This is a genomic window from Bacillus changyiensis (genome assembly GCF_027706145.1).
In the GTDB taxonomy this organism is placed as follows: domain Bacteria; phylum Bacillota; class Bacilli; order Bacillales; family Bacillaceae; genus Bacillus; species Bacillus changyiensis.
Genome location: NZ_JAQFWW010000015.1, coordinates 1 through 11,601, shown reverse-complemented (window position 1 = coordinate 11,601; position 11,601 = coordinate 1). Strand labels below are relative to the sequence as shown.

At 34.8% G+C, this 11,601-nt stretch carries 13 protein-coding genes and 1 pseudogene; 5 read left to right on the top strand and 9 right to left on the bottom strand.

The window, feature by feature from the left end; all coding sequences use genetic code 11:
* Window positions 1-532: 532 nt before the first annotated feature.
* Window positions 533-1,708: an MFS transporter gene (locus tag PDT38_RS19195; RefSeq protein ID WP_270803661.1), complete on the bottom strand. Its 1,176-nt coding sequence runs from the start codon at window positions 1,706-1,708 to the stop codon at window positions 533-535.
* 92 nt (window positions 1,709-1,800) lie between these two features.
* Here PDT38_RS19195 and PDT38_RS19190 point away from each other — a divergent pair, with 92 nt between their 5' ends.
* A complete protein-coding gene (locus tag PDT38_RS19190; RefSeq protein WP_270803660.1) occupies window positions 1,801-2,670 on the top strand; it encodes a LysR family transcriptional regulator in 870 nt (289 codons plus the stop codon).
* Between the two features lie 363 nt (window positions 2,671-3,033).
* On the opposite strand, the gene racE is transcribed toward PDT38_RS19190, so the two are convergent.
* The 4 genes and pseudogenes from racE to PDT38_RS19170 form a co-directional block, all read right to left on the bottom strand.
* Window positions 3,034-3,852, bottom strand: coding sequence for a glutamate racemase (gene racE, locus PDT38_RS19185; RefSeq protein WP_270803659.1), 819 nt, complete (start codon window positions 3,850-3,852; stop codon window positions 3,034-3,036).
* A 7-nt stretch (window positions 3,853-3,859) separates the two neighbouring features.
* Window positions 3,860-4,303 carry a MarR family winged helix-turn-helix transcriptional regulator gene (locus PDT38_RS19180; protein WP_270803658.1) on the bottom strand — a complete coding sequence of 148 codons (444 nt, stop codon included), beginning with the start codon at window positions 4,301-4,303 and terminating at the stop codon, window positions 3,860-3,862.
* A gap of 157 nt (window positions 4,304-4,460) precedes the next feature.
* Window positions 4,461-4,547: pseudogene (gene gerE, locus PDT38_RS19175) on the bottom strand (spore germination transcription factor GerE); the annotation flags it as partial.
* A gap of 25 nt (window positions 4,548-4,572) precedes the next feature.
* Window positions 4,573-6,096 carry a recombinase family protein gene (locus PDT38_RS19170; protein ID WP_270803657.1) on the bottom strand — a complete coding sequence of 508 codons (1,524 nt, stop codon included), beginning with the start codon at window positions 6,094-6,096 and terminating at the stop codon, window positions 4,573-4,575.
* 467 nt (window positions 6,097-6,563) lie between these two features.
* On the opposite strand from PDT38_RS19170, the gene PDT38_RS19550 reads away from it, so the two are divergent.
* A complete protein-coding gene (locus PDT38_RS19550) occupies window positions 6,564-6,650 on the top strand; it encodes a putative holin-like toxin (protein WP_394356319.1) in 87 nt (28 codons plus the stop codon).
* A gap of 216 nt (window positions 6,651-6,866) precedes the next feature.
* On the opposite strand, the gene PDT38_RS19165 is transcribed toward PDT38_RS19550, so the two are convergent.
* The 4 genes from PDT38_RS19165 to PDT38_RS19150 all read right to left on the bottom strand — a co-directional run bounded on the left by PDT38_RS19165 (window position 6,867) and on the right by PDT38_RS19150 (window position 10,240).
* Window positions 6,867-7,235: a hypothetical protein gene (locus tag PDT38_RS19165; protein WP_270803662.1), complete on the bottom strand. Its 369-nt coding sequence runs from the start codon at window positions 7,233-7,235 to the stop codon at window positions 6,867-6,869.
* 764 nt (window positions 7,236-7,999) lie between these two features.
* Window positions 8,000-8,749: a Panacea domain-containing protein gene (locus PDT38_RS19160; RefSeq protein WP_270803656.1), complete on the bottom strand. Its 750-nt coding sequence runs from the start codon at window positions 8,747-8,749 to the stop codon at window positions 8,000-8,002.
* A 2-nt stretch (window positions 8,750-8,751) separates the two neighbouring features.
* Window positions 8,752-9,459 carry a nucleotidyltransferase family protein gene (locus tag PDT38_RS19155; protein ID WP_270803655.1) on the bottom strand — a complete coding sequence of 236 codons (708 nt, stop codon included), beginning with the start codon at window positions 9,457-9,459 and terminating at the stop codon, window positions 8,752-8,754.
* Window positions 9,460-10,012: 553 nt separating this feature from the next.
* Window positions 10,013-10,240: a hypothetical protein gene (locus PDT38_RS19150; protein WP_270803654.1), complete on the bottom strand. Its 228-nt coding sequence runs from the start codon at window positions 10,238-10,240 to the stop codon at window positions 10,013-10,015.
* A 284-nt stretch (window positions 10,241-10,524) separates the two neighbouring features.
* On the opposite strand from PDT38_RS19150, the gene PDT38_RS19145 reads away from it, so the two are divergent.
* From PDT38_RS19145 to PDT38_RS19135, 3 genes are all read left to right on the top strand, one after another.
* Window positions 10,525-10,965 carry a DUF5082 family protein gene (locus PDT38_RS19145; protein WP_270803653.1) on the top strand — a complete coding sequence of 147 codons (441 nt, stop codon included), beginning with the start codon at window positions 10,525-10,527 and terminating at the stop codon, window positions 10,963-10,965.
* Entirely contained in the window at window positions 10,962-11,252 is a 291-nt protein-coding gene (locus tag PDT38_RS19140) for a DUF5344 family protein (RefSeq protein WP_270803652.1), read from the top strand. Before PDT38_RS19145 ends, PDT38_RS19140 begins: the two co-directional genes overlap by 4 nt.
* A partial coding sequence (locus PDT38_RS19135) for a T7SS effector LXG polymorphic toxin (protein ID WP_270803651.1) occupies window positions 11,239-11,601 on the top strand: 363 nt, incomplete at its 3' end. The genes PDT38_RS19140 and PDT38_RS19135, both read left to right, overlap by 14 nt.

The following is an 11,601-nucleotide window of genomic DNA, read 5'->3' as shown; positions in this document are numbered from 1 at the left end:
ATCTTTTGGACTTTGACTTGTTATGGAGCCTTATCCCTTTGTGGAGCCTTGGTATCAGATTTCTGTTCGTCGAGCCAAGATTTTATTCCACGCTTCTTTCAGCCCTTATCTCACGATAAGTCCCTTGCGCTTCCTTAGTGGTTGGTCGATGTGTACCCCCACAGTGGACTTTCACCACCTAGATAGTTGCCATGCCTGGCACACATAAAAAAAGAGATCATTAACATGACCTCTCTTTGATTTCCTAGTTTTACATCTAAGCATCGTTGTGAGTCAGGTTTTCTTTATATATTTCATCATGAGTGTGGGTATCCTTTAGTAAACTTAATGATTACCCTAGCACCTTGAATAGCAGCAAAATAATGATAAATCACACATGGTCCCAAACGGAAATGATCCACATTGAGATTGCAATTTGTGTTAGGACACTTAATGAATTCTTCGCTTGCAAAAAATTCACGAACGCCTCAGACGGGAAACCTGGGAACACTAAGCCTGACCACCATTACGCTGTTTGTTTTTTGTCTGGTTTTTAATTCATTAAAGTTTTATTTAAATAGAAAGAATACCTGATAAAAATAAGTGCGATTACTACGAATAATCCAGCAATCCAGCTTAAATTTAATATATTCATATATTGAATAATGATTCCACCTAACGCAGACCCCAACATCATTCCAACATTCATTAAGGCAGTATTAAAGCTTAGTACCGTTTCAGACGATTGTGGTTTTAATGAAATTAAATAAAATTGCTTTGCCGGTGTTGTTGTCCAAGTCGCTGCTCCCCAAAAAGCCAGTGTGATCAATACCCCTTCTGTTGAGTACTGTGTAAATGTGAGTACAAACAAAGAAATGATATGCATACATAAACTAAGTGATATCGTTCGATTTGGTCCCCACTTGTCTACTGCATATCCCCCAAAACGTGAACCAATAAAAGCAAAAGTACCTAAAACAAACAAAGCAATACTCGTCATCTCTATGGAAAAACCGGCAGCATGACTTAACAATGGGGAGATATAAGCAAATACCATCGTGTAACCTAATATCCAAAAAATTGTAGTTGTTAATCCAGTCATGACTCGACTATCTTTGATCATTTGCAGCTGTTGCTTAAATGGGAGCGGCTGATTTCCTTTTATACAAGGTAATAATTTATAAAGTGCCACTAAAAGAGGCGCCGTACCGAAAGCAATGATAAGAAAAATATAATGCCAATCTAAATAACTTGCTAAAAATGTTCCGATCGGCACTCCAAGGACTAATGAGACGGTAAAGCCAGTAATAACGGTTGCCATGGCACTGCCTCTTTTTTCTGGCATTGCGATTCGAGCAGCGTAATTGGTTGCAACTACAATATATAATCCTCCACTCATGGCCATGATGACCCTAGATAACATGAGAAATACAAGATTACAACTAAAAAATGCAATCAGGTTACCTAGAATAAATGAAAAGATTGCATATAAAAGTACTTTTTTACGATCAAACTTAGAAGTTAACATAACCAATACTAAGGCCCCTATTGCATAAAATAAAGAATAAATTGTGATTAACTGACCAGCCAATGAAATGGAAACATCTAAATCAACAGAAATCAGTTCCAAAATTCCAGAAACAACAAACTCTGCTGTTCCTGTCACAAAAGCTCCTACAGCTAAAAGTATGATAGTTAGCTGATTTATATTGTTTTTCATTTTGTACATCTCCTTCATATTTGAAATGTTGTTATTATTTTAAGTCTCGTGTTAACATAAGTAAAATTGATATTTTTAATGAAAGGTATGAGTAATTACTCATGAGTATTGTTCGGTTCGAAATCATCGCAAAAGTAGTAGAGTTAGGAAGCTTTACAGAAACTGCCGAAAAATTAAATATGACACAATCAGCAGTGAGTCATGCTGTTGCTAGTCTAGAATCCGAAATGGGTGTTTCCCTATTAATCCGGGATCGTAAAAAGGGGATAACGCTTACAGAGATTGGGCAAAAAATCCTTCCACATATAAGAGAAGTGTTAAAAAGAATTGAAATAATAAACCAAGAAATTGCGTTAGCGACAAACTTAGAAACCGGGATCATTCGAGTTGGTACTTTTGCAAGTGCTTCTTCCTGCTTATTGCCTAGATTGCTTGCAAAATTTCAGAAAAAACATCCTAAAATAGAATTTAAGTTTTATGAAGGGACATATGAAGAGATTACAGAATGGTTAAAATCTAGAATAATAGACATTGGTTTTGTGGTAAAAGGAAAATCAAATCCATATTTTGATCTTGTTCCTCTCATAAAAGACAACATGGTGGTGGCTTTTCATCCAGAACACAGATTTCGCTCAAAAGAAACGGTGAAAATGGATGATTTAATAGAAGAGCCATTTATTATGCCAACAGGGATGTACCAATCACATGTAGAAGAAATATTCGAAGAAGCCCATATGAAGCCATCTACTCGTTTTGAAGTACACGACTGTACAACAATCGCTAATATGGTGCAAGAAGGGCTTGGCGTTACCATCGGACCAGAATTATTTTTAAAGACTCAACAACATATAAAGGTCAGCAAACTAAATATTAAAAACAGCCGTGAAGTTGCACTTGCCTGTCATTCTATTGCGAATGCCTCCCCTGCTGTAAAGGAATTTCTAAGTGTTGCAAAAGACGTTTTTGACTAAGGATCAAAATAAAGCCGATTCGCACGGAAAAGCTTAAAATACTTATCTGTTTCCTTTTAAATTTACAAAGAGAAGCAGTATTCTTTTCTGAGCATTGTCTTTTTGCTTTTGTCCGGGAAAAGACAAACCAAGTCAAATTGATCAGGCAAACGAAAATGAATAATCGATCTTTCCTACTAGGTATTTCTTTATAACGACCTACTTAGGACAGACTGTTTCATCAACTATCCAACACAAGTAACCACGGGCTTAATAGTCAATGCAGTTATGTAAATGACACGCATTCCTGCTTTTTCTACATAGTAACACAGTAGTTCTAGATGCTATACAAATAAGAGTTTGCCGTTTGTCGACAAACTCTTATTATTTCACAATCGTTTCTTGAAGAGAGATACTTTCTACATTTTTCACTTCATAACCAAGCCAATCGTTTGCAATTTTTTTAAAACGATCGCGATCTCCAGTGGTAAAAAATTGGTGTTCACTACAAAATGGGGATTGATTTAATAAACCCTTGTAAGACAATATCGTACTGACCTCTCTAGCAGTCTCATCTCCTGATGAAATGATGTTAACGCGTTCACCCATATAGCGCTGAATCGGATCTTTTAAAATCGGGTAATGCGTACATCCAAGAATCAGTGTATCAATTGAAGAATCTCTGAGTGGATACAAGGAAGATCTAACAATCTCATCAGCTGTTTCATCTAAAAATTTTCCGCTTTCAACAAACGGAACAAACATTGGACAAGCTAGATTTTCAACAGTTAGACTGCCATTTAGTGACAACAACGACTCTTCATATGCTCCACTTTTTATTGTATTTTCCGTTCCTATGACACCGATCCGCTGGTTTTCTGTTACTTTTATTGCTGTTCTAGCCCCTGGTTGAATCACGCCGACAACAGGAATATGAACTTCGGAAGTGATTTTTTCTAAAGCTATAGCGGTTGCCGTATTACAAGCAATCACAAGCATTTTAATATGATGATGCTTTAATAAGTAATGGGTTAGTTCCCTTGTATATTGGAGCACTTCCTCTTTTGGACGCGGTCCATAAGGACAACGTTTCGTGTCTCCGATGTAAATGATATGTTCTTTTGGCAGCTGTCTCATTATTTCTTTTGCAACAGTTAAGCCGCCAACTCCTGAATCAATAACTCCTATCGGTTGATCCAACAAAATCGCCTCATTTTCTATTCATTTCCTGCTGAAGTTTGATTAACATTTTTTCAAAAAGAATGATTTCTTCTTCAGAAAAAGTGGTTAACATGTTTTCCAAATAATCTTGCCTTTTTTGAATAACCTCTTGAATAATCCGTTCTCCCTCTGATAAAAGGTGAATCCGGACGACCCGTCTGTCAGTCGGATCTTTCACCCTCTCAACAAGGTTATTTTTCTCCATACGGTCAATTAAATCTGTTGTCGTACTGCATGCCAAATACATCTTCTGAGATAATTCACCGATTGTCATATCGCCGTATTCATAAAGCCATTGCAAACCGACGAACTGAGGTGGAGTAATTGTATATTGGGTAAGAATTTCTCTTCCTTTTTGTTTAATAATACCCGAAATATGTCGAAGTGATTTTTCAATATCCGCTATGTGGTTCAAAGAAGCTTTCGAATTCATTTTCACTACCTCGCTCAACCTCGTTGTTTTCAAAACACTTTAGTCTATTTTCCTTCTTTTCCACAGAAATTGCAAGACTTCAACATGAATATACACGTTCATTTCCAAAAATAAATAACCGGTTCCCTTCTTTGCAAAGAAGGAATACCGGTACAATTTAGAGCTCTAGCTCACCCATTCGAAGAAGTTCAACAACAGCTTGCGAACGGCCTTTCACACCCAATTTTTGCATAGCATTCCGTATGCATACCTGTGGCAAACCGAAGGGCTCATTTAAAGTTGTAGAAAAAGTCAACTGTTCCATCTCTATGTATAACCAATTTATCAATAAGTACTGTAAATACATTGTATAAGTCTTGCTCTGTATTTTTCAGCTGTTCAAATGCATTTTGTATATTTGAAATATCAATGCTCTTCTCTTCTTCTCGTTCAAGTAAGAATAGGTCATCGTTTAATTTTTCGATTTCGCCTTCAAGCTCTTTCCGCTTTGATTGGAATTCCTCTTTAGATATGAGCGCATCTTCAAGATATAATTCAATTAAACGCTTTTTCTTCTCTTCAGCATTTTGAATTTCATATGTCATCTGCTTGATCTTTTTCTTTTTACGCTCTCCAAAATCATTTTTAAAATTTAATTTGAATGTTTTCCCTTTGGCATTCAGTTTTTTGATGACCATGGCACGAAAATCCTTATATTGTATAGGAGCATGGTTGATACAGAGATCTTTCCCTCCGCGGCGATATGCGCTGCATTTCAAATAGTTAAACTCTGATTTTTCACCATTCTGCTTGTATTTATATGAAGGAAGAACAACCATCTTAGAACCGCACTCTCCACAGACCATTTTCCCTCGAAGCTCATTCCGAGGAGAAAAACTTCTTTTAGCTAATCGCCGTTTTCGATTATTAGCCTTTTCAAACTCTTCTTCTGATATAATCTTTGGACACCATTCTTTATAAATGGTCCATTTTTCTTTAGGATTCCTCATGAATTTTTTCCGTCCGCCACTTTTAACCGTTGTATATCGATTTGCAACGAAGATCCCGCAGTATATTGGATTTTTCAAAATCCGTTGAACAGTGGTTAATTGCCATTTATCAGATATTTGCGGCTTCACGATGTTACCAAGGCTCAACTCTTCATTTAATTTATATACAATTCTTTTATGTCCGTAGCCATGATGATTGTAAAGAGAAAAAATAAGACGGATGACATCTGCTTCTTCTTCATCAATGACAAGATGTTTACCTTCTTTTTTAAATCCAAAAGGAATCCTTCCTGAATGTTCTCCCCTTCTGGCTTTTGCTGCTAGGGACGCACTGGCTGCAACTGATACAGTTTGCGGATATTGAGCTGCAAACATTGAAAACATTTCAAATTTCCATGAATTCTTTCCTTCTGTTAAACTATCATATCCTTCTTCAAGTGTTACCACTCTTACACCATGAGCAAGAAGAACTTCACGTATTTCTAGGGCATCTTTCAAATCACGAGCCAGACGACTAACAGACTTAAATATCACCATTTTCAACTTATGATTTTTGGCTTTCTCTAAAATGAGCTGCATCGCTTTTCGATCAAGTAACACAGTTCCACTTATCCCGTCATCTAGCTGAATCGCTTCATCTTTCCATTCATAATTGTTTTGTTCAATCCAATGGTGACAAATATCAATCTGGTTTTCTTTCGATGAAATTTGCTCATCTTTATCTGTAGATACACGTACATAAACAGCGTAAGGATAGTCATCAAATTTAATAAGCTCCTGTGTGTCTTTCTCCTCGAAGATCATACGCTCGCCCCTTTTAGCAAATGGTACATGATAAGGAAATTATATCATATTGGTTAGTGGATTCCCAGCAATATACAAACAAGCGTTCTTGTTTAATTTGTTTAGGCTCTACACTCCTCTATTCCTAGATAAAGACTGCACCATCAGAAAAAGCAGATCTTTTAAAGACCTGCTTTTTGGTACTAATTTAGTTAATATTATTTTTTTCAGATTTGTCTTGTCTAAGAAAAAAACACATTATACTATCAACCCAGCCATTCAAAGAATTCCAGCCACTATATAAGCCCACATTGATATTTCACTGCTTTTCCTATAGATAACAAAGTAGATATGTAACTGACGATAGAATGAAAGCTTATGAAGTTCTGTTGATCATGGAGAATGGTGTGGTAAAATATTCATTGTATATAAAGTTCGGCTCCCTCAAGGGTGGTCTGGCTCACTCCCTATGAAAGGGGGTGAAGCAAATGATGTCGACCTTTCAAAGTATATCTTTGATGCTATTGTTCGGGATGTTTATCCTGGCATTGTTGACATACATTAAAAAGAAGTAGACCTCCCCTTGAGCCGTCATACTTTTAGGGAGGTCAGAAAATTTTCTTGATCTGGAGCCAGCCCCTTTAGGCCAGCTTTGTATACACTGACTCGACTGCTACCAACAGTCGGGTCTTTTTTATTTTATGCAATTTCTTTAGAATTTATCCTTATCTTTATGATAAGTCAAGAAATAATTTTTTGCAATGGGATAGCGTCAATATTGATTCTTGACACTAATCTTGGGACAAATAATTAAAAGCAGTTTCTTTAAAATCCGGAAGTTTCTTATCAATTCCTAATAAAGATAATATTTCTTGCACATAATTACGAATAGCAAGCATGTCAAAAGGAAAATCAAAATCGAACTCTTCCTTAACAAACAGAGTATCCGTAAAATGCGAACAATTGTGTTTCATTCCTAATAGATCATCAACAAAATATAACACGTCTTGATAAGTTGAATCAGGCAATTCAAAATTTGTTATTATATAAGCTTTAATCAAATTGCCTTTATCAAAATCACGCAATCCTTTATCTAATTCGGATAATCCTTTGTCATAAATCAACAAATTAAAACACCTATCATCGTCACTCAATTCCACTTGATAAAACTCAATGTCTCGCAACCTTAATAATCGTTTAAACATAGTATTTGAAAGACCCATTCCACTAATCTCCTTTTTATGGTTTGTTCATTCTAATATTCGACTCCATTGCCACATAGTAAATTGACTAATAGCCATACCAAGTGCTGCAACTAATGCAAAAATAGGCGATGGATCAAAAACCAACTCCCATACAGATTTTCCCTCAATCTTTTCTGTTTGGTCAGTCATTTGGTCAACTTAAAAATCTTATATAAACAAAAAGCCTTCTCATCAGCCAGAAACCTTGTCCTATCAACGTATTCATTTAAGCTTCCAAGAGAACTCGAACCGCTGACCTCTACACTGCCAGTGTAGTCGACATCTTCTGAACAAGTATATTCGATTCTCACCATCCCTTTTATTTCAAGGGCTATTGAATTGTATATCTGATGACTTCTGAATGAAAATGATGATTGTTGGCAGAGTTGGACAACAATTCGCCAACAATTTTTATTTATTTCATGGCAAGCAAAAAAGAGAAAGCTCTTGAGAAGTTATGAGGTTTTTCCATGGATGGGGGAACATTAAGCTGCAGATTCAGCCTATCAATTAGGCTTTTTTCTTTTCCTTTCGAATACTCCAAAAGAGTGGTTTGCTTACTTAATACAGAATTTCGAAATTTAACGTTTTATCTTGTTGTTGCAATTATTTGTTTTTATTTAAAGACTTCTGGAGGAATTAAGTTACAATAATAAAAAGCCTATTTTTTAGGCTTTTTATTATTGTACATATTTATGATATAGAGTTATTAACTCATCAGTGATTTCGCAATTTTGACCAGGTTTATAAACTCTTTCCCATGGTCCTCCCTTTTGATGTGTTTTGTCAACTAACCCGAATGCATCTAGATCACCATATTTCTCCAACGTTTCTATGATACATTCTAACGCTATTACTCCATATTCAGAAGTCCAAATTTTCATTAAGGAGGGTGTAAATGCTTGTTCATCTGTTTGCAACACGAAAGTCTCATCCTCTTTATAATCAATTTCCGAGCTACCGTGTATTCTATACTTCTGAAAAACATCTTCAACTACAGGTCCATACTTATACGCAACTATCCGATCTTTGAATAATTTTTCCCCAGTTCTGATCAGAAATTCAGAATAGATATAGTACAGCAACTTTTGCAATTTCAAATGTGATGTAGGGAGCGTAGCTAGTACGAATTTAGTAACATCATAAGCGGAAAGCTGTTGATCATTTGCAACAACCTCTATAAAATCGTCAATTCGATTTGTTATTATAACATCATCAAAGAATGAATCCATTCTTACTACTGAAGCCCAAGATGTATCCTCAGTAGTTAGTTTATGAATTCCAAATTGAATATGTCCACATTCTTGTTTAACTTTGGTCATAAAAGACTTAATATAATCTTTATCTAACCTATCTTCACTTGAATAATGCCAACCGTATCTTCTTCCACCAGAGAAGTCACTTACGATTGCAATAAAATGAAAAGCCATAACTAAACACCTTCCATTTCCAATTCTATTTCTGTTGAATTTTTGTAAATTGCAGCCCATTTCCTATGTTCTTGTTTATGCTGCTTATGCGATAAATCATTTTTTTCACGATCGCTTAAGCGCCATACTTGTATTTCCCAGGGGAAGTATTCCCAACTCTCTCCGTATAAATAAATATGATACGCTTTATAATTTCCTTTTGATGAATCCCTAAAATCAATTCGATTTTTATATAGTTGCTTTAACCTTTGACATGTTTCTTGAAAACATTCCTTATTATGGTCAAAAAAAGTTGGATGTATTCTAAATCCAAATAAATCATTTAAGCATTTGTTAAGCGGCAGTTTTCCTGCTTCATTTTTTCCAACAAGATAATATTTAAGCTTATTAATAATTGAAGTGGATTCCTTTGTTCTTGTCCTTATAATTAAATCTGTATATTGACTTTCAAAATCAACATCAGTTGCAGTATAATAAAGCAACTTCTCTCGATAATTAGAAATCAACTGCAAAAACAAATTATCAACAGAAAAAGTGTTCCCATTGTTTACTTGAGTAACATGATTAACTTGTTTTCTTTTTAAGTTAATTAGAGCATGTTTTTCAGAAGCGAACTCTTTTGAAAATTCACTATGCACTTCATTAATTTCAACTATTAAGTTATAAAAACTATAACAAAACGACTCTATTTCACACGTACAATTAATCACTTTAATTCCCCAATGAATTAGAATATTGTTAATTTCGTTTTTTTGTTACACTAATTGTACTCTTTTTAAGTAATATCCACAATGTTTTGATTGAAATTCTTTATTTTTTATTGTATAATACCACATCTTGTTTTTGAGATATTGAACATGTGCATATATTGTGTTTTTTTAAAAAGCATACTACATATTGTGTTTACCTCCTTTTTTATATAGGTGGCAACTTATGCCCCCTTCAAGCCCCCTATTTCACAAAAATTCCCACAATAAAAATCTGGTTTTATTCTTAATGCTATTCTATGTGTACAGCATCTTAGTTGATGTAATGAATCTTTTTGGCAATTCATATAAAAGCTCCACGGATTAACTGTTTAATACTGTTTCTGGCCAACATTAAATTTTTTTGATCCTTGATTCTGGAAAGTTTTGAAGTGGATTGTCAAGGAGATGAACAACATGAAAGATGACAGTTTGAAAAATTAGGGAACAAATAAAATGGACAGCTATGATGCTGCCAAAATATGTCGGTTTTTTAAAAACAGATGCTCCCCTACTCCTAAGAAACTCTCCAAACAACTTTTTTCTGATCCGCAGGAGAAACAGCGAGGATATTTTCAGTTGTAAACGTTTTTGTTTGTCGGCTCTTAAAACAATAAGCTCGTATATAACCCTCATTGATTTGATGAACAATGATTGACCTTTTTGAAATTCGACCGTCTCTTCTCATATAAATCATATCTAGAGCTGTTCTTTCTTCTAATGAGCGTTTTAACATCGAATCCATGTGTTTCCCCTCCTTTATTATTTCATTTTACCAGAACGTGTGTTCCTGATACAATCATAATACGAATGTTTGTTTGTTTTTTGTTTTATGATTTTCTTTAACCCCTATTATTCAAGGTGATCACCAGAAAAAATGGGACTATTTTAATAACCATGAATGCGGATACCTATAAAAAACAGTTCTATATCACTATTTCACTCTCTTCACTTCTTTTTTATGATTAAAGGTATGGAAAAAAATTCAGTGGATAAATCTGTATAATTCCTTATGTTGAGGTGAAACAAATGAGTCATGCAACGATTTTGAGTGGTATTCACAGTATGATTAAGCAAGGCATACATCATGCAGAACACCAAATTCAAAAATTAAAAGCAGCAAAGAAAAAAATAGAGGGAGAGCATGAGAAAGGAATTTCTCATATTAGAAAAATTTTAAAACCCCATCTAGATCAACACTGGGTCGGGGAATCTGCCACTGACTTTGACAAGGAACGCGATCAGGCACATACAGCCATGCACGATATTGTAAACGAAGGGTACTTAGATTATATCTCCAAAATTGAGGAAGAAATTAGATCTTTGGAGGCTGATAAAGCTTTCTTTGAAGGAGTAGGAAGATTAGCCGTAGCTGCAAATGATCTACTTCATCACGGGGAAAAAAAGCATGATGAACTGACCAAGACGATTAACTCAATTAATAAATTATTAGGGGCTCGATCTAAATGACTATTAAATTTTCACACGATACTTTCATAAGAGAACTGAAAACTGTTGAAAAAGCTTTAGCATTTGTATATCTGGCAGAACCATCAGATTCTTGTGACAAAAATGATTTATCCTTTACGGCTAATTTCCAAAGCCGAGAACAAAAGACTCAAAAAATGCTTAAAGAATACAAAAAAGCTGTTTATAAAAATATGAAGGATGTAGAAAGCAACGTCAAATTACTGAAAGAACAGGATCTCGAGCTTGCTAGAAAAGTCTTTGGGAGGATTATAGATGAGTTCAAATAAAAAATCCCAAAAAGACAGCTCAAATAAAGTATTTGAAGCAAACTCTTTAATTGAAGCTGCAGACAAGCGAAAAAAGGAATATGAAGTTTTTGAAAAACGGCTTTATACACTGAGAAAGGCTTTTCTTCGAATGACAAAATTAGATGATTTTCAAGGGAAAGCCGCAACGAATATTAAAAATTTCTTTAGTGGACAAGTTGAAGTTGTGGACAGTTGGTTACTACTTGTAAAAGAAAAAATTGTTTTCTTTGAAACCATCTCTTATGTGATTAAAAATAAAAAGTTGGAAGACTTATATGTAGAATTATCTTTTTTAAGTCAGGAGCTTGACAATGCCGATAAAACGGCC